General features: G+C 71.0%; 16 protein-coding genes. 5 read left to right on the top strand and 11 right to left on the bottom strand.

What is annotated here, in order from left to right; translation table 11 throughout:
• Positions 1-10: 10 nt before the first annotated feature.
• Positions 11-1969 carry a UvrD-helicase domain-containing protein gene (locus ACYVD5_RS14625; RefSeq protein WP_461001580.1) on the bottom strand — a complete coding sequence of 653 codons (1959 nt, stop codon included), beginning with the start codon at positions 1967-1969 and terminating at the stop codon, positions 11-13.
• A gap of 1076 nt (positions 1970-3045) precedes the next feature.
• On the opposite strand from ACYVD5_RS14625, the gene ACYVD5_RS14620 reads away from it, so the two are divergent.
• Complete coding sequence (locus tag ACYVD5_RS14620; RefSeq protein WP_461001579.1) at positions 3046-3699, top strand: DUF1707 SHOCT-like domain-containing protein; 654 nt, start codon at positions 3046-3048, stop codon at positions 3697-3699.
• A 55-nt stretch (positions 3700-3754) separates the two neighbouring features.
• Here ACYVD5_RS14620 and ACYVD5_RS14615 read toward each other — a convergent pair whose 3' ends face one another.
• From ACYVD5_RS14615 to ACYVD5_RS14590, 6 genes are all read right to left on the bottom strand, one after another.
• Positions 3755-4273, bottom strand: a complete 519-nt coding sequence (locus tag ACYVD5_RS14615; RefSeq protein WP_461001578.1) for a hypothetical protein — start codon at positions 4271-4273, stop codon at positions 3755-3757.
• 381 nt (positions 4274-4654) lie between these two features.
• On the bottom strand, positions 4655-6391 hold the full coding sequence (gene cydC, locus ACYVD5_RS14610) for a thiol reductant ABC exporter subunit CydC (RefSeq protein WP_461001659.1): 1737 nt from the start codon (positions 6389-6391) through the stop codon (positions 4655-4657).
• A gap of 134 nt (positions 6392-6525) precedes the next feature.
• Positions 6526-8736, bottom strand: a complete 2211-nt coding sequence (locus ACYVD5_RS14605; RefSeq protein ID WP_461001577.1) for an ABC transporter ATP-binding protein/permease — start codon at positions 8734-8736, stop codon at positions 6526-6528.
• Positions 8736-9842 (bottom strand): cytochrome d ubiquinol oxidase subunit II, encoded by a 1107-nt coding sequence (gene cydB / locus ACYVD5_RS14600; RefSeq protein ID WP_461001576.1) that lies wholly within the window; start codon positions 9840-9842, stop codon positions 8736-8738. The genes ACYVD5_RS14605 and cydB overlap by 1 nt, the downstream gene beginning before the upstream one ends.
• A gap of 12 nt (positions 9843-9854) precedes the next feature.
• On the bottom strand, positions 9855-11324 hold the full coding sequence (locus ACYVD5_RS14595) for a cytochrome ubiquinol oxidase subunit I (protein WP_461001575.1): 1470 nt from the start codon (positions 11322-11324) through the stop codon (positions 9855-9857).
• Positions 11325-11574: 250 nt separating this feature from the next.
• Complete coding sequence (locus ACYVD5_RS14590; protein ID WP_461001574.1) at positions 11575-11982, bottom strand: hypothetical protein; 408 nt, start codon at positions 11980-11982, stop codon at positions 11575-11577.
• Between the two features lie 141 nt (positions 11983-12123).
• Here ACYVD5_RS14590 and ACYVD5_RS14585 point away from each other — a divergent pair, with 141 nt between their 5' ends.
• A complete protein-coding gene (locus ACYVD5_RS14585) occupies positions 12124-12594 on the top strand; it encodes a nitroreductase/quinone reductase family protein (RefSeq protein WP_461001573.1) in 471 nt (156 codons plus the stop codon).
• Positions 12595-13061: 467 nt separating this feature from the next.
• Here the strand turns inward: ACYVD5_RS14585 and ACYVD5_RS14580 are convergent, their stop codons facing one another.
• Positions 13062-13862 carry a DUF305 domain-containing protein gene (locus ACYVD5_RS14580; RefSeq protein WP_461001572.1) on the bottom strand — a complete coding sequence of 267 codons (801 nt, stop codon included), beginning with the start codon at positions 13860-13862 and terminating at the stop codon, positions 13062-13064.
• Between the two features lie 119 nt (positions 13863-13981).
• Between ACYVD5_RS14580 and ACYVD5_RS14575 the strand changes: the two genes are divergently transcribed.
• Positions 13982-14680, top strand: coding sequence for a DUF3105 domain-containing protein (locus tag ACYVD5_RS14575; protein ID WP_461001571.1), 699 nt, complete (start codon positions 13982-13984; stop codon positions 14678-14680).
• Positions 14681-14765: 85 nt separating this feature from the next.
• Here ACYVD5_RS14575 and ACYVD5_RS14570 read toward each other — a convergent pair whose 3' ends face one another.
• On the bottom strand, positions 14766-15227 hold the full coding sequence (locus tag ACYVD5_RS14570; protein ID WP_461001570.1) for a DUF3515 domain-containing protein: 462 nt from the start codon (positions 15225-15227) through the stop codon (positions 14766-14768).
• Positions 15228-15283: 56 nt separating this feature from the next.
• On the bottom strand, positions 15284-15517 hold the full coding sequence (locus tag ACYVD5_RS14565; RefSeq protein WP_461001569.1) for an Lrp/AsnC family transcriptional regulator: 234 nt from the start codon (positions 15515-15517) through the stop codon (positions 15284-15286).
• 169 nt (positions 15518-15686) lie between these two features.
• Here ACYVD5_RS14565 and ACYVD5_RS14560 point away from each other — a divergent pair, with 169 nt between their 5' ends.
• The gene (locus ACYVD5_RS14560) at positions 15687-16751 is read left to right on the top strand and encodes a thiamine-phosphate kinase (protein ID WP_461001568.1); all 1065 of its coding nucleotides are present in this window, start codon (positions 15687-15689) and stop codon (positions 16749-16751) included.
• 441 nt (positions 16752-17192) lie between these two features.
• Entirely contained in the window at positions 17193-17900 is a 708-nt protein-coding gene (locus ACYVD5_RS14555) for a cellulose binding domain-containing protein (RefSeq protein WP_461001567.1), read from the top strand.
• 174 nt (positions 17901-18074) lie between these two features.
• Here the strand turns inward: ACYVD5_RS14555 and rpmB are convergent, their stop codons facing one another.
• Positions 18075-18260, bottom strand: coding sequence for a 50S ribosomal protein L28 (rpmB, locus tag ACYVD5_RS14550; RefSeq protein WP_078762759.1), 186 nt, complete (start codon positions 18258-18260; stop codon positions 18075-18077).
• Between the last annotated feature and the right edge of the window lie 240 nt (positions 18261-18500).

The raw sequence follows: 18500 nt of genomic DNA, 5'->3' as shown, positions 1-18500 counted from the left end.
TCCTACCTGGTCAGACCGCCGAGAGGGCTGCTGCGGACTCCGCGGGATCGGCGGGACCAGCGTCCTGGTCCGCGCCGTCCACATCGGGCAGCAGCCGGCTCGGCGCACCGGCATAGGACACGTGCAGCGCGTCGCGGGCGCGGGTGCAGGCGACGAACAGCAGGTTGCGCTCCTGCTGGTAGATCTGCTCCAGTGCCACCGGGTCGCCCTCGGCGGAGTCGATGGCGGCCTTGGGCGGCAGCAGGGGTTCGCTCATGCCCACGATCGCCAGGCAGCGGAACTCCTGCCCCTTGAGCTTGTGCATGGTGCCCACACGCACTGCCCGGACGTCGCCGCCGGAGTCCAGCGGTGCCGTTGCGATGCCGCGGGCCTGGAGCTCCTTGCCGATGTGGCGGACGATCCACTGGTTGCGGCCGGCCACCGCGATCGACGACGGGTTGGCACCCGCCTTCAGCCAGCCCTGCACCCAGTCGCCCATGGTGTTGCGTTCGCCGGCCCGCGACGCGCAGCCGCGCACCACGGGTTCGGGGCCGTGCAGCAGCGAGCGGTAGCCCGCAAGCGTGTCGGTGCTGTCGTCCATGCCCACGGTGGCGTTGCCGCCGAGGATCGGCATGGCCCAGTCGAGGATCTCCTGGCTGACCCGGTAGCTGACGCGCAGCCGGTGGCTGCGGCCGCGTACGTTGATGCCGAGGGAGGCCAGGGACACGCGGTTGTCGTGGATGCGCTGGTTGGGATCGCCGACGATGAACAGGTCGTCGGGCTCGGCGGGCACTGCGGCGCGCAGCATCCGCCACTGCGCCGGGTGCAGGTCCTGGGCCTCGTCGACGACGACGTGCCGGTAGCGCGGCCCCGTGTTCGCGAGTGCGCGCGCGGCCTCCAGCGCGACCTGCGGGTAGGCCCACTCGTTGGCGACCTCCATCGCGCCCGTGTAGCGCTGGATGGCCTCCCACACGTGGGTGCGGTGCTCGGGCGCGAGGTGGAGCACGCGGCCGCTGCGCTCGCAGCGGATGTAGTCGGGCAGGCGGGTGAGGTTCTGCGCGAGGATCACCTGTTCCCACTCGTCGGCCAGGAAGCGGCCGGAGTAGGGCAGCCCTTCTGCGCGGGCGGCCGTGCGCCAGCGCTCACTGAGCTCTTCGCGCCCGAGGGTTTCGGGGCTGCGCCCGGTCTGCTCGTGGACGAGGGAGCGGGCGAGGCTGTCGACGGTGGCGACCTCGACGCGGCCGCGCAGGTCGCGTTCAGGCAGGATGCGGTCGAGCTGCTGCGAGAGGGTCTGGGCGAGCAGCCGGTTGAACGTGGTCAGCAGTATGGTCCGCCGGCCGCCGCCGGGGTGGCGGGCGGCGTCGCGGCGGGCGAGCTGCGCGGCGCGGTGCAGGGCGAGGACGGTTTTGCCGGTGCCCGGACCGCCGGTGATCTGGGCCGAGCCGGCGAAGTGCGCCTCGACGATGCGGTACTGGCGCGGGTGCAGGGTGACCTGCCAGTCGGCGAAGGACTTCCCCAGGTGGGCGGAGAGTTCGTCGGGGCCGGTGACCCGGGGCAGCGCGGTGGAGAACGCAGCGGCGGAGTCGGAGTTGGAAGAGTCCGGAGTTGCGGTTGCAACGGCGGATTCCGGAGCGGACTCGGCGCGGGGTGCGGGCAGCTCGGGCAGCTCGTGTGCGAAGGCCGCGGCTTCCTCGCGGGGCCGGATGGCGACCAACCACTCGGAGTCCTCGGCGCCCGGGGCGACCACCCCGGACCATTCCCGCCCGACGCGCAGCAGGCGGACCCGGGAGTCGGCGGGATCGGCGGCCGGGGCGGCGGCGGCTTCGGTGGCGGCTTCGGCTGCGGGGGCAACAGGGTCGGCAACGGGTTCGATCAGGCTGCGGTCGCCGGACATGTACGCCTGCACGGCAGTGAGCGCCGCGGCCTGGATCCCTTGGTCGAGTCGGGAGAATTCAGAGAGGAAGGTCGGGGAAATGGCGAGCTTGGGCACGTCCTGTATTCCTCCGGTCGCAGTCCGGGCGTCGGTTGCGTAGGGGAGTTGGTCTGGTCGGGGACCGGCCAACACGTTCAGTAAGTGACATGCTCGCGCTGGAATTTGGGCAAACGCGGCACAACACCGGTTTTCCGGCTTGCTGCGGCGCGTTGTCGGGGGTCATGAATATGCAGGTCAGCGCGCCATTTTCGGCAGTGTTTTCGAGTGCCTGCGGGGTGGTGTCGCCGTGTTGGGTGAGAACCGGCCGAGAACGGGGCCATCTGGGGTCCGATATGGGGTATAAGGGCTGTCCGAAACAGGGGTCGGGGAGGCGGAAAACGCTGGTGGCACACGCTGGGCGTCCCTGTACTCAGGTGTGCGCAACGAGCCCGGATGGGATGTCCGTTAAGGATGGTGCGCGACCGCAGAGCGTGCGTGGGGGCCGGCCGCACTCGGTGGCGCACCGACCCTGCGGCGGAAATGCCCAAAATCAATGCTGAGATGGGCATTCCAGCATGATCATCGCCGGAAGCCGACCTGGCCGGGTTTCGGGGCCCGCTCAGCTGGGCTCAGGTCCCTGCCAGGGCCCGTCCTACCCCGGCAGGGGCCTCAACCGCCTCGCTCGGTGCGCTCGCGAGGGCCCCATGCCCCCATGGGCCGGGGTGCGCCGTGCGGCGGGCGCACAGGTGGCCGACGGGCCGTTGCCGCAACGGCGCGGCAGGCGGCTGCTCGGTGCCGAAACGAGGGTCCGCCCGCTGGGCTGTGCCGGGCCGCGTGCGTGCTGGTGCAGGCCGAGCGCGCATTTCGCGTGGCACCCATCAAGCAAACGGATCCACAATCATCGCATGGACAACGTGGCCGTGCGCACCATTCTTCGAGTCTTGTTTTGCTTACCTTTGCGATGGTTTCGCCCCTCTGGGCTACTCTGTGTTTCCATATGTGTCTCTGCGGTGATTTTCGGATAATTCGACAAATGGTCTGCCTTTATGGGTTTTATGGCCGTGCTGCTAACTCTGGGGGCAGTGGGGCGGCCTACACTAAGATGGGCCGTCTCCGGTGAGATTCGCCGGGTGCCGACCGGCGGAAGGAGCACCGTGAGTCCGGACGGAGAAGTTCAGCCGATGCAGATGCGCACGTCGGACGGTGACCGCGACAAAGTGGCGGAGGTTCTGCGGGAGGCGGCGGCGGAAGGCCGTATCACCCTGGACGAACTGGACGAGCGTCTGGAACGCACCTACCGCGCACAGACCTATGGCGACCTCACCCCCATCACGGCCGACCTGCCGACTGCAGGTGCGGCCCAACCCGCGCACGTGCCGGCCGCCGGCGGCGCGGGTGCAGGGGCCGGGCAGGTCGAGCCGGCCCCGCCCCTGGTCATCCGGTCGGCGGCCGGATCCGTGGTGCGCCGCGGGAACTGGCAGGTGCCGCAGCGGATCGAGGTCAGCAACCCCTCGGGCGAAACCCGGCTGGACTTCCACGAGGCCACCCTGCTCAGTGACGTGATCGACATCGTGGTGAACGGCCCGTTGGGGTCGACCCGGCTTGTGCTGCCGGACAACGCAACCGCCGCCATCAGCGTGGACACCTCGTGGCTCGGTGGTCTGGATTCGGCGGTTCCCGAGATTCCGGCTCCTCCGGCGCCGCATTTCCGGATCTCCGGCAACGTCAAGGCCGGCATATTGAAGGTGCGCTATCGGCGGCCCAGGGACGAGATGGCGAGCTGGCTGAACTGGGAGAACTGGACGTAACCCGGCGGCCGGGACCAGTGGGTCGGCAGAGCGCTTGCGCCGCCGCGCGCCCGGTTCACCCGCCCTTGCGCGCGGGTTCCACCCGGTGGATGCCCAGTGCCGTAGCGGTGAGTTCGGGTTCGGGAAACCGCGCGGGATCGAGGCGGACCTCGGCGACCAGGCCGGGCTCGGCCAGCCAGAACGCCAGGCCGCCGCCCCGCAGCCCCGGCGCACCGCGGTGCCGGAACGGCTGCAGGTCCCAGTCGGCGGGGTCGCGTTCGTGGTACTCGGCAAGGAACGCCCGCGCCGCCGGAAGATCGGCGAGGCGGTCGCCCCGCAGCACGTTGACCTTCAGGTCGACGCTGTAGCCGCCATCAGGCAATTCGCGTTCCCACACCCGCGAGGCGAACACGACGCCGCCCCACTCGGTATGGAAGTCCGTGACCTGGTCGCCGATCCCAGCGGGCAGATGATCGACGGTAAATTCCGCCAACTCGTGCATTGCGTCCTCCTCGACCGTGCCGCCGGCCGGTGGAGGGAGCAACCCGAATCCGACGACCAGCACGGTGGACAGGACGCGGGCGAGGAAGCCCATGGCGCACCTCCGGAAATGCCGCCGGTCATCCCCTGCGGATGCCCGGTCGATCTCCATGCTGGAAGAGGCGCGGTCCGGTCCACCAGACGAATTCATTCCCTGTGGACAGCCGCGCGATTCCGCGGCCGACACTGCCGCACGGGCAAGGGCCGAACCGGACGGAGGCCCAGGGCACGACCATGCCGGGGTTCCCGGGGGACCCCTTAATTCAAGTCAAGCCGACAACCGCCCCACCCCGCTAACCAAACCCGGCACCTGTGGACAGCCGCCATCCCCGCATCAAGGCGCAAATCCCGTTGGCGCAGCAATCTGCGCTGCAGCCCCGGCAACGCTGGCAAACCGCCCGCCCTGAATCGCCAGGAACCGCTCGGTCCCATCGGCTCAAACGCGCAATGCCCGCGCGTACCAGCCCTGTTCCTCGGCCGCCAACTCCTCGTGGGTGCCGTGCTGGACGACCTTCCCCTCGGCAACCACGTAGATGTCGTCCACCCGGTCCAACCCGGCCAGATCATGGGTGATGAACAGGGTCGAGTACCCCGCGGCCGCCGTCAGCAGGTCGTCCACGACCGCATCGCGGGTGTCCGGGTCCAGATGCGCCGTCGGCTCGTCCAGCACCAGGACCCGCGGCGCCGCCAGCAGCGCGCGGGCGAGCGCGACCCGCTGGCGCATACCGCCGCTGAGCCGGACACCGTGCGAGCCGACCTCGGTGCCGAGCCCGTCCGGCATCGCACGCACCTCGTCGGCCAGGCGCGCCCGTTCCAGAACCTCCCACAGCCGTTCGTCATCGGCGCCGGGCGCCGCCAGCCGCAGATTCTCGCGTACCGTGCTCGCGAAGATGTGCGGATCCTGCGGCACTCCCGTTATAGCGGCCCGCACCTCGTCCGCGGCGTACTCCGTGATGTCGGCGCCGTTCAGCGCGACGGAGCCCGCATCGGGGTCGCGGAACCGCAGCAGTACCGCGGCGAGCGTGCTCTTCCCGGCACCGCTGGGGCCCACGACCGCGACCGTTCGGCCCGGGGGCAGATCCACGTCGATGCCCTGCAGCGCCCACGGTTCCTCCGGCGCGTAGCGCACGTGCAGGGAGCGTACGCTCAGCCCGCTGTCGCTGTCGCTGTCGCTGTCGCTGTCGGCCGCGGCCTGCGCGGCAGAGGGGAGCGGGCGCTCGGGATCGCGCGGCGGCGCGATCGACGGCGGAGTGTCCAGTACGCTGAACAGCCGCTCGCCGCCGGCCCGGATCGAGCCCAGCCGCGCCGCGACGGCCGGCAGCGGCGCCACGACCTCGAACGCCGCCAGGACCGTCAACACCAGTACCGCCAGCGAGATCGCACTGAGCGAGCCGCCCTCAACGGCCGCCACACCGAGCAGCAGCGCACCCCATACCGACAGTCCGGTGATGAGCGACGACGCCCCCGCCCCGAAACCCAGCGCGGCGGCGTCGCGCCGCGCGATCCGGGTCAGCTCCGCGTCGGCGTCGTTGACCCGCTGCACTGCGCGGTCCATGGCGCCGTAGGCCACCAGGTCGGGCGCCCCGTAGAGCGTGTCAACCAGGGCAGTTGACAGCTCGCCGCGCGCGGCGGCCTGGCGCTGCCCCGGTCCCCGGCCCAGGGCCGCGGCGATCAGCGGCACCGCCAAGCCCGCCAGCAGCAGCCCCGCACCCAGCAGCAGCCCGCCCGGTGCCAGCAGCACCGTGCAGAAGACCACGGCCGCCCCGCCCGTAAGCAGCGCCGCCAGCGGCGGTGTCAGCCCGCGCACCAGCAGGTCCTGGGTGGCGTCGGTGTCGCTGACCAGCCGCGAAACCAGATCGCCGGAGCGGAAGCGGCGCACCGGCTCGGTGCGGGCCAGCCGTTCGTAGACGCGCACGCGCACATCGGCCAGTGTCGAAAACGCGGCATCGTGCGTGACCAACCGCTCCAGATAGCGCGTGACCCCCCGGGAAATGCCCAGCGCCCGGGTGGCGACCACGGCCACACTGAGCGCCGTGATCGGCGGGTGCTCGGCCGCCCGCGCGATGAGCCACGCGGCGACGCTCAGCAGGGCCACGCCCGACCCGGTCGCGAGCGCGCCCAGCAGCACGCCCAGCAGGAAGCGGGCGCTGCGCGGGCGGGCCAGCGCGATCATCCGCCACAACGGGTCGCGGCCGGGCGCGGGCGGACTGGTGTCGGCCGCAGCGGGGTTGGGGTTGGGGTTGGCGGAGGTGGAGCCGGTGCCGGCCGCACTGCCGGCGGCGGTCCGCTCAGAGTTCCCGGACGTCCTCATGAAGCCACCCCCGACTCGACACGCCCGCCGCGCACGGGCACCACCCCGTCGACCGCATCGGCCCAACGGGTGTCATGGGCCACGACCACCCCCGTGCGCCCCGCAAGCAGCCGGGTGACGGCGGTGCGGACCGCGGCGGCGTTGTCGGGATCGAGGTGGGCGGTCGGCTCGTCCAGCAGCACGATCGGCGCATCGCGCAGAAACGCGCGGGCAACGGCGATGCGCTGGCGCTGGCCGGCGGACAGGCGGGCGCCGCGCTCGCCGAGCCGGGTCTCGTAGCCGTCGGGGAGCGCCCGGATGAAGGCGTCGGCCTCGGCGCGCTCGGCGGCCCGCCGCACCTCCTCGATGCCGGAATCGGGCGAGCCCAACCGGATGTTGTCGGCGACGGTGTCATCGAAGAGGTACGGAGACTGCGGTACCCACGCAATGCGGCGGCGCCATTCGTCGGCGGGGATGTTCTCCAGCGGTACCCATCCAGCGTCGTCCGTGCCGCCTACCAGGATCCGGCCCGACGTGGGCGCGGTGAACCGCAGCAGCAGCGAAAGCAGTGAACTCTTCCCGGACCCGCTCGGTCCCGCGAGGAGCAGCGACCGGCCGGGCTCGATCAGCAGGTCGACACCATCGAGCGCGGGCCGCTCCCGCCCCGGATAGACCAGCCGCACGTCCGCCAACCTGATCCGCACCGAGCCGGAACCGACCGCGGCCGGAAGCCGTTGGGCGGCGGTGCCGCTGCCTGTTGAGTCGGGAGTGCCGGTGCTTCGCGGACTCCGGGGGGCGCCTTCGGGTTCGCCGGTGTCCGCTCCGCTCGCTCGTCGCCTCTCCAGCTCAGTGCCCTCTTGGAGCGATCGGCTTCTCGCTCTGCTTCGCGGACTCCGGGGGGCGCCTTCGGGTTCGCCGGTGTCCACTTCGCTCGCTCGTCGCCTCTCCAGCTCTGTGTTTGCCGGGAGCGTTCGGCTTCTCGCTCTGCTTCGCGGACTCCGGGGGGTGCCTTCGGGTTCGCCGGTGTCCGCTCCGCTCGCTCGTCGCCTCTCCAGCTCTGTGTTTGCCGGGAGCGTTCGGCTTCTCGCTCTGCTTCGCGGACTCCGGGGGGTGCCTTCGGGTTCGCCGGTGTCCACTTCGCTCGCTCGTCGCCTCTCCAGCTCTGTAAAAACCTGTTCTGCCGCCGCCACCCCCTCCATGCTCGCGTGGAAGCGGGAACCCACCTCGCGCAGCGGGAGGTAGGCCTCCGGCGCGAGGATCAGCACCAGCAGGGCGGTCTGGAAGTCCAGTACCCCGTACATCAGCCGGATGCCGATCTCGACGGCGACCAGGGCAACCGCAAGGGTCGAGAGAAGTTCCAGCACGAACGCCGACAGGAACGCCACGCGCAGTGTCCCCATGGTGGTGCGCCGGTGCTCGTCGGTGATGCGCCGGATGATGCCGGCCTGGGCCTTGGCACGGCGGAAGATGGCCAGGGTCGGCAGCCCTTCCACCACGTCCAGGAAGTGCCCGCCCAGCCGGTTCAGCAGCCGCCACTGGCGCTGGGTGCGCGCCTGGGTGTGCCAGCCGACCAAGGCCATGAACAGCGGAATCAGCGGCAGCGTCGCCGCGATGACGGCTGCGGAGATCCAGTCGGCGCCCACGACGACGACCAGGACTGCGACGGGGACGAGCACCGCCAGCACCAGCTGCGGGAGATACCGGGCGAAGTAGTCATCCAGCGCGTCGAGGCCACGGGTGGCGAGTGTGACCAACTCACCGGCGCGTGGCGTGCTCGTCCCCTCTGCGGAGCCGGTCTGCCCTGACAACCAGACCGCTTCCGCCCCCGATTGCCCTGCGGGCCCCGGGGAGTCCGGGTTCCGTTCCTGCGCTTGCGCGCCGGACCGGTCGGCGCCGCTGTCAGCGCCGCCATCACCGCTCGTGCCGGTCACGTGCGCGACCAACCGCCGGCGCAGCTCCGACTTGGCCTTCGCCGCCGAACGCAGCGCCGCCGCCTCCTGGGCGTAAGCCATGGCCGCCCGCGCCACCGCCACTGCCGCGACGGCGCCGATCGCCCAGGACAGCTCGGCTGCGCCCATCCCCGCGGCCGCCCCGGAGATCACCCGCGCCAGCAGCCATGCCTGGGCGAGCACGAATCCGGTCACGGCCACCCCGGTAACCACCGTGACGGCCAGGTGCACCCGGACGGACCGCGCCGTGCGCACCAGGCGGGGATCGAGGGGCTTCATCAGATGGGTCCTCCTCGGTCTCCGGTGTCGCCGGCAGGCGGCGCGGGAGCAGCGGACTGACCGCCGCCGCCCCCGGCACCGGTCGCGTCAGGGCCACCACCATAGGCCGGTTCGGGATGGATCTGTTCGCGGGTGACCCGTTTGCGGAACACCCAGTAGCTCCAGGCCTGATAGCCCAGCACGAGCGGCAGGAACACCACGCCCACCCACGAAATCACCGTGAGGGTGTAGCCGGCCGAGGACGCGTTCTGCACGGTCAGGTCGAAGGCGGGGTCGGTGGTCGACGGCAGCACCGCGGGGTACAGCGACCCGAACAGGGTGACCGACGCCGCGCCGATGGCGACCGCCGTCGCGGCGAACGACCACCCTTCGCGCCCGGCCGCCGCCAGACCCGCCCCCGCCAGCAGCGCTGCGACGGTGACCGCGGCAACGGGCAGTGTCCAGGCAGCCCCGTAGGAGTACTGCGTCCAGGCCAGGAACACCGCACCTGCGGGCACCGCGACGAGCGCCGCGCGGATCGCGGCGGCACGGGCGCGGACCCGGACCGGCCCCGCGGTCTTGAGGGTGAGGAAGACGGCGCCGTGCAGGGCGAACAGCGACAGCGTGGTCACCCCGCCCAACAGGGCGTACGGGTTGAGCAGGTCCGCCAGGCCGCCGGTGACGATGCCGCCGGCGTCCATCGGCACCCCGCGCACGATGTTGCCGAAGACCACACCCCACAGCAGGGCGGGTGCCGCGCTGCCGAAAAGGATGGCCCGGTCCCACCACGCGCGCCAGCGGGCGGTGTCGCCCTTGCCGCGGTACTCGAAGGCGACCCCCCGCACGATCAACGCGAGCAGGATTATCAGCAGCGGCAGGTAGAAGCCGCTGAACGTCGAGGCGTACCAGGCGGGGAACGCGGCGAACATTGCGCCCGCCGCGGTGATCAGCCACACCTCGTTGCCGTCCCAGATCGGGCCGATCGCGTTGATCATGACCCGCCGGTCGGTGTCGTCGCGGCCGATGACCGGGAGCAGCATCCCCACGCCGAAATCGAAACCTTCGAGCACGAAGTAGCCGGTCCACAGGATCGCGATGGCGATGAACCAGATGTCGGGGAGTTCCATGGTGGTCGGCTCCTAGTAGACGAAGGCCGCAACGGGGGCGTCGGTCTCGTCGTCGTCCGCGCGGTCGGGGACGACGTGGGAGGGCCCGGCCTTGATGTAGCGCCACAGCAGCCCGCCCTCCACGACGGCCAGCAGGCCGTAGATCCCGGTGAACATCGCCAGCGAGAACGCGACGGTGCCGAGGCTGACACCAGGGGAGACGCTCGCCGCGGTGAGGAGTTCGCCGTGCACGGTCCAGGGCTGGCGGCCCATCTCGGTGAGGATCCAGCCCACGATGTTGGCCGCCAGCGCGGCGGGCAGCGCGAGGATCGCGGCGTAGTAGAACCATCGGGTGGCGGGCAGGCGGCGGCGCCGGGTCAGCCACAGCCCGGCGGCCGATACGGCGACGCCGAACAGCCCCAGCCCGATCATCAGCCGGAAAGCCCAGTACAGGACGAAGACGTTGGGGATGTAGTTGCCCGGACCGTAGAGCTCCTCGTACTCCTCCTGCAGGTCGTTCATGCCCTGCACCGTGCCGTCGATCTTGCCGGTGGCCAGGAAGCTGAGCACGTGGGGCACGTTCACGTCGATGACGTTGAGCCGCTCGTCGGTGTCGCCCACGGCAAAGGTGGAGAACGGCGCGCCCTGCTCGGTCTCCCAGTGTGCCTCGGCCGCGGCCAGTTTCATCGGCTCGTAGGCGGCGGCGAGTTTGGCCTGGTGGTCGCCGGAGTAGACCGCCAGCACACCGGCGATCAGGGTGACGACCATGCCCGCCCGCAGCGTGATGCGGAACAGTTCCCGCTCGCGGCCGGCGGGGGTCGAGGCGGTGGCGGCGGCGGTTTCGCCGTCGCCGTCGCCGGTGGCCTGCGTGCGCCTGCCGCTCCAGAGCTTGTAGGCGCTCACCGCTGCGACGAACATCCCGGCGGTGATGAAGGCCGCCGACAGCACGTGCAGGTAGGTGGACCAGGCCTGGGTGTTGGCGAGCACCGCCCAGATGTCGGTGAGCTGGGCGCGGCCGGTCTCAGTGTTGCGGGTGAAACCGACGGGGTGCCGCATCCAGGCGTTGGCCGCAAGGATGAAGTAGGCCGACAGGTTCGTGCCGACCGCCACGGCCCAGATGCAGGCAAGGTGGATCCTGCGCGGCAACCGGTCCCAGCCGAAGATCCACAGCCCGATGAACGTGGACTCCAGGAAGAAGGCCACCAGCGCTTCCATCGCCAACGGGGCGCCGAAGACATCGCCGACGAAGCGCGAGTACTCGCTCCAGTTCATCCCGAACTGGAACTCCTGCACGATCCCGGTCACCACGCCCATGGCGAAGTTGATCAGGAACAGCTTGCCGAAGAACTTGGTGGCCTGCAGGTATTGGTGCTTGCCGGTGCGGTACCAGGCAGTCTGCAGCGAGGCGACGATGACCGACAGTCCGATCGTCAGCGGCACGAAGAGGAAGTGGTAGATGGTCGTAATACCGAACTGCCACCGTGCGAGATCCAGAGCTTCCATGCCCGCTTCTCCAAGTGCCCCGATTTAGACGGCCCGTAGTACTCCAAACTGTAGTACTACGCTCTGTCGTAAGTCGAGTCGCCCCCAAGAGGCACACATCACCGTCCCCCCGCCCGGCGCGGGCACGTGCGGGGATCGGGGCGCGATTCGCCTACCGGCCAGCCGGCCGCGGACGCTCTGGGGTGCGGCCACGATGGGCCGTCATCGGGGGCGCCGAGCCATACCCGGTGGTGTCCGGCGGTGTCGGCGCTCAGCCCGAAAGCGGTGATGGCGGGGCGCCCGTTCTCCTCCCACCAATGGCGGGCCGCGAGCAGTTCGTCCCACAGCCGGCGCGGTCCGCCCTGTTCCACGCGGCCGTCGCCGTGCAGGCGCGCCCACGACGGGCCCCGTCGGTCGCCGACAGCCACACGTACCGGTCGCCGCCCGGCTCGTACACGCGCATGCCGAGCCGCCACCCGGGGACCGTGAGCGCGAGAACGGGGCCGGCGTCGTCATCCAGCACCGCATCGCGCGGGTCGCCCTCGACATGGGTCTCCTCGCCGGGGGCGGCGTTGAGGTCGTGCGGCGGGCCGCCGCGGTGCCCGCGCAGCAGCATGAACGAGGTCTCCCCGGCGAACCGGCCCGCCGCCGCGCCCGCTCTGAACGAGATCGGCGGCATATGGGCACGGAGAGACGGAATAACGGGTGCCCGAAGGCGTTTCACTCATTCGCGCGACGAACATCGCGGGCCGGTCGACCGACCCGATGACAGGAAATGACCGCTGATGCACAGTCCAACCCAGGCACGCGAGGAGATCTTTTGAGCTTCGACACGCCCGAGGGCACCCGCGGTGCCCAACCGCCGACCGCCGATCAGATGCGCGCAACGAACGAACGCATCATGGCGGACCTCCGCGCCGGCGGCAGCGGAACGGACACGATCAACGCCTTGGTGCTCATCACCATCGGCCGCAAGAGCGGTCGAGAGCGCCAATCCCCGGTCGCCTATTTCCGACTCCAGGACGGCTCCTACGCGATCGCGGCCTCCGCCTACGGCGTCGCCAAGCACCCGCTCTGGTATTACAACCTGGCAGACGCGCCCGACCGCGTGCGGGTGGAGGTCGCTGGGGAAGAGTTCGCCGTCACCGCCCAGGAACTCACCGGCGCCGAACGCGACCGCGTGTGGGCTCAGATCACCGCAGAAGCCCCGGAATTCACCGCCTACGAGAAGGCCACCGACCGCACGATCCCGGTCATCCGGCTGAGCCCCACCAAGGACCCTGTCGGCTGAACCGCGCCCGAAGGCCCCGCACACTGCACAATGCGGCGCGGGGCCTTCGTCTGTCCGACGCCTTCTTCTCGGTCGGACACTCCGGCCCACGGACCGGCCGCCGACCGCATGGCCTGCGCGCATCCCAGCGCCCTTGCCATCGCACCGACCGTGCTCGATAAACGGCCCTCGTTACGGAGGGTCCGGGCGGCGGCGTGGTCGGCGCGGTCACCGGTTCTCCGCCCCGCGCACGGCCTGCTGGATGGTGAGCCGGGTGTGGATGCAGCGTGCTGAACAGCGGCGCCTGCGCTCAGGGAAATGGTCCCCGTCCTGGGCGGTAGTGCGTTCCGGCGCCCACACGCCGGCCCGTCGTGGAGACGCCGAGGCGCTGCCGCAGTCCATCCGTGTGCACATCGAAAGCGATGAGTGCAAGATCGCGAACCTGAATTACTGGGCGGGCATGGTCGGCGGCACTCCCCCGCCCTCCATCACTCCACCTCGGCGCCGCGGTCGTGGAGCATGTCCTCCATGAGGTCGATCTCGCTCTGCTGGGCCGCGACCATCCCGTCGGCGAAGTCGACGACCATCTGTTCCTGGCCGAGGTCGACCGCTGCCTCGGCCATTTCGATGCCGCCTTCGTGGTGCTCGATCATCAGTTGCAGGAAGAGGATCTCGGCGTCCTCGCCCTCGGCGGCGCGGAGGTCGTCCATTTCAGCTTCTGTGGCCAGGCCGGTCATGCGCTCGGGTTCGTCCTGCTGACCGCCTGAGCCGTGTCCGCCGTGGCCCGACATCCAGGCCATGGCCGGCTGCGCGCCGCGCGCCGGGAGGTCCCACTGGACCAGCCAGCCCTGCATCCGGCCGATCTGCTCCTGCTGGGTGCGCAGGATGTCGGTGGCCAGCACCCGCAGGACCGGGTCGTCGGCCTCTTCCAGCAGGATCAGCGACATGTCCACGGCCTGGGAGTGGTGCACGCTCATGTCGCGCAGGAAGCCGGCGTCGGCGGAGTTGTCGACCGGGTAGCCCGGCCGTCCCAGCAGGTAGCCGCCGATCAGGGCCGCGATGACGAGCGGGACGGCGATGAGCAGCGGCACGGTCCGGCGCCGTGTGCCGCCGGGCTCAGGGTTCTCGGCTTCGGCGCTCCCGGCCTCAGCGCTCTCGGTTTCAGCGCTCGCGGCCCCGGCACTCGCAGCGCTCTCGGCGCTCTCAGCACCGGCCGCGGTGCCGCGGCGGGCGTCTTCGGCCCCTTCCGCCTCGTTGCGGGAGGTGTCGTCGTCCACCGGCTCTGTCATATGCTCTTCCCCACTTATGGGAACCATTCTGGCGAATCGGGCGTTCGGGATGGCGCACGCACTGTGTATTGAGCGTAGCGGTGCACGACATCCACCGAACCCACCCCGGGAGTAGCGCAGTGGCCAAGAACGCATCCGACCGCCGCCGCAAAGCCGAGGAACGGCGCCTCCAGCGCGAACGCGAGGAACGCCGCGGCCGCATCCTGCGGGTGACGGCATTCACCGGTGCGGGAGTCCTGCTCGCGGGAGTGGTCGGCTTCGGGATCTGGGTGGCCATCGACCGCGGAGCCAACGGCGGGGGCGGCGGTGGTGTGCAGGCCTCGGACATCAACAACCTGCAGACTTTTGACGGGCTGACCAACAACCACGTCGCCGAGCCCGTCGACTACGAGATGTCCCCGCCGGCCGGGGGCGACCACCATGCCGTGTGGCAGAACTGCGGCGTCTACGAGGAACCGCTGTCCGCCATGAACGCGGTGCACTCCCTGGAGCACGGCGCGGTCTGGATCACCTACGAGCCCGACCTGCCCCAGGAGCAGATCGACAAGCTCGACGACCTGTACTCCCAGGGCAGCTACATCCTGGTCAGCCCGTTCGACGGCGACATGCCCGCGCCGATCGTGGCCAGCGCCTGGGGCAATCAGATCGAACTGGACTCGCCCGACGACAAGCGGCTGTCGCAGTTCCTGCGCGCCTTTGAACGCAGCCCCAACGTGCCCGAGCCCGGCGCGGCCTGCACCGGCGGGCTCGGGCTCAACGCTGCGGAGCTGGAGGATGCGGGCGGCATCGAAGGACTCACCGGCGGAATGCAGCGATGACCCGGCGCTGATGTGGCGCTGAACAGGTACCGACCGGCCCCGGCCCACCGCCGCCCCAGCGTGCGTGGGCCCGGCCCGGCTCTGCCTACAGCTCGCCCGAGGGCAGGGACGGGATCTCCCGGTCGATCAATTTGCTGATGGCCACCAGCCCTTGCGCCGGGGCGCCGTAGGAGGCCGGGACGGTCAGCTCGACGTAGGCCTCGCGTCCGACGGCCGTGTAGGTCTCGGGGCGTTCGGCGGAGCCGGGCAGCCAGGAGATGCCGTTGACGACCGCCAGTTGGGATTCGGGCCGCAGATCGCCGGGGCGCCCCACACCGCAGCGCAGGGCGATCGGGGGATCGCCCCACGCGGCCGTGTAGGGGGTTTCGGGCTCGGTCTCGGCCCGCTGTTCGCCGTACATGGCCTCGGGCGTGCGGTCGACCAGCGCGCGGCACAGGTCGGCGGCCTTGTTGCCGGGGGAGGGCGCGGGTACCTCGGCGGTGGGGGAGCACCCCGCCAGCGCCGCCGCGGCGCCGAGCGCGGCCAGTACCGCTGCAGCACGTCGCATGTCCTCGCCACCGGGTTTCGCGTTCGGGCCTGGTCCGCCAGTGGCCAGGGCTCCGGTCAGATGTTCACGATCGGGCAGGTGAGCGTGCGGGCGATACCGTCGAGCCGCTGAATCCGCGCCACCACCAGGCGCCCCAGCGCGTCGACGTCCTCGGCCTGCGCGCGCACGATCACATCGTAGGGGCCGGTGACGTCCTCGGCCTGCGTGACCCCGCTGATGGCGCCGATCTCGCGAGCGACATCGGCCGCCCGGCCCGCGTCAGTCTGGACCAGCACGTATGCCTGCACCATGGAACACTCCGTTGCTCGTCGTCTCCGGCCGCAGCGGGGCCGTCCGGATGCGGCCCGCTCCGCCGTACTTTGCTGTCCTGCGCTGTGCCGCCCTCGCGGCCGGCTTGCTGCGGCCCCGCAGGCAGGGTCTAGACCACTGCTGCCGAGGCGTCACCGTACCCTGAGGGCTGTGTTGAGCACCATTGGGGAACTGGGCGAATTCGGCCTGATCGCGCGCGTGACGGCCAGATTCCCGGGAACAGGCAACGTAATCCTCGGCCCTGGCGATGATGCCGCAATCGTGACCGCCCCCGATCGCCGGGTGGTGGCAACGACCGATGTGCTGGTCGAGACCAGGCACTTCCGCCGCGAGTGGTCAACGGCCGAAGAGGTCGGGCGCAAGGCGGCGGCGCAGAACATCGCCGACATCGCCGCCATGGGGGCCCGCGCAACGGCCCTGCTGGTCGGCTTTGCCGCGCCGCCGGAGTTGCCGGTGGCCTGGGCGGAGGATTTCGCCGAGGGGATGCGCGCCGAGTGCGCCGCCGCCGGCGCCGCGGTCGTCGGCGGCGACATGGTGGCCGCCGATGCGATCACCGTGGCCGTCACCGCGCTGGGCGACCTGGAAGGGCGCGCGGCCGTGCGCCGCGACGGGGCGCTGCCGGGCGACGTCATCGCCGTCACCGGCCCGCTCGGCCTGTCCTCGGCGGGATTCGCGCTGCTGGAGGCCGGTGTGGGCGGCGCCGACGACGCGGCGCGCGTGCTGGCGGCCCGCGGGTCCGCCGGTCCGGACGGTCCCGCCGCTGTCCCCGCCGGGGGCCCGGCCGGCGCCGAGTGGCTGCGCTGCCTGGACGAGCACCGCACACCCCACCCGCCTTATGCCGAAGGCCCCGGCGCTGCGCTGTTGGGCGCTCGCGCGATGCTCGACATCAGCGACGGCCTGGTCCAGGACCTGGCCCACATTGCCCGGGCCAGCGGGGTGGCGATCGACCTGGACTCCGCGGCCTTTGTGCCCCACCCGGCCCTGAGCGCGGCGGCGGCGCTGCTGGAGGCGTTGGAAGCGCCCGGACGCACGCCGGTACAGCGCATGCTCTTCGGCGGTGAGGACCACGCCCTGGCCGCCGCGTTCCCGCCCGGCACGCAGCTGCCGCCGCACTGGTGCCCGGTCGGTTCCGCGACCGCTCCCGGCGAGGCCGGGCCCGAGGTGCGGCTCGACGGGGCCGCCGCAGTGCCGCGCGGCTGGGACCATTTTGCCTGAGGTCCTGCGGCCGCCCGGATCCGTCCGCCCGAATCCGCCCAGCGTGATTCGGCCCGGCCGGTTCCGCCCCGCAACCGTTTTCGGCTGACCACTTGCGGCAACCGCCGGCCAACCGGTTCCGGCAGCGGCCCGGCCCGTCCGGCCGGTGTCCGAACCCGGCCGTTCCGGTACGTACGACCATGCTGCGGTACGGCCATGCCGGTACCGAGACCGGCATCCGAACCCCTTCAGCGTTTACGGCGCCAAACGCGTCGAAACCGGCGAACGCTATGTCAGAACGCGCCAACCCCGGGTTAGGATGTCGGTTTTGAAGGCCAATTCGCGCTAAGCTCTGGCTGCTGCATCAGTCTGCACCGGAACGGGGTCACCGTGCGGCCACGTGGAACGGAGCGCCGCTCCGAGGCGGGATCGCCCAAACCGCGGCAGAGCATCTCCGAGCGCATGCGTGCCGATCGCCGCGACCCACTCGCCGAACCGGTGCGCCGCGGCGCCCACCGCTCCGAACCCGCCGAGAAAAGCGGCCTGGCCTCCGTCGGCTACTTCCTGGGCAGTACCGTGCCCCGGCGCGTACAGCCCCCGCGCCTGCTCAACGTGCTGCTGGTCTCCGGTGTCACGCTCGCGCTGGCCCTTTTCGGCTACAGCACGACCCAGATCTACCTGCGCTTCAGCGAACCCCCCACCGCCCAGGACAGCGGACCGGTCACGCCCGGCACGAGCGACCGGCTCGCCCCCAGCGGCGGCAGCGCCTCGCCCGAGTCCGATCCCCACGCCTCGGGCAGCGGTGGCGGGAGCACCCCCAACGCCGCCGTGGTCAGCGTGGTCTCCTACGAGGCCGTCGAGTCCTCGGCCACCGAGTTCACCGGCGAGGTCACCGTCACCAACACCGGCGCCACGGTGCTCGACGATTGGGAGCTCGCGCTGGAGTTCGCCGACGCCAAGGTCACCTCGGCGTGGGACGTGGAATGGCGGGCGACCGAGAACGGCATTGTCGCGCGCGAGCCCGAGTGGTCCAAAGGACTGGGGCCGGGCGAATCCGTGACGGTCAACTTCACCGCCGACGGCCGCGCGCAGAACCCCGTCTCCTGCTCACTGAACGGCCACACCTGCGACCTGGGCCCGGCACCGGACGACCGGCCTTCGGGCAGCTGACCGCGGGACCGCCAACAGCCGGAAGACCCATGGTCAGGACGGCCGACGGCCGCACGCTCACACCCGGATGGGCTCCCGGCACCGGCCTGCCTGCAACATGCGGACATACCAAAAAGCACCACGGCCGGAAGCCGTGGCGCTCATGGCAGCCGTGGATCGCGGAGCGGATGCGCCTCAGCGATCGACCTTGCCGGCCTTGATGCAGGAGGTGCACACGCTCAGGCGCTTGGGCGTACCGCCCACGCGGGTGCGCACGGTCTGGATGTTGGGGTTCCAGCGGCGGCGGGTGCGGCGGTGCGAGTGGGAAACACTGTTACCGAACCCTGGTCCCTTGCCGCAGACGTCGCAGACGGAAGCCACGGTAACTCCATTCAAGCGCTCGGATCCGCACGCGCAAAGGCGCTGCGGGCAGCCCGAGAGAGGTTTGGTGAGCAGGCCGGCGCGGGGCGCCAACCGTCGGAGCGTACACGACGACCTGCACCGACTTCCAATCGCGAAGCAGTGCAGAGCGCTGAGCGCGCACACGGGTGCGGGGGTCGAACGGCCGAGCCCGAATCCGGGTGTGCGCGGCGCGACCGGAATTCCCGGCGGACGCCGCAC

The organism is Streptomonospora sediminis (assembly GCF_054778995.1).
This window is presented reverse-complemented; position numbering and strand designations above follow the sequence as displayed.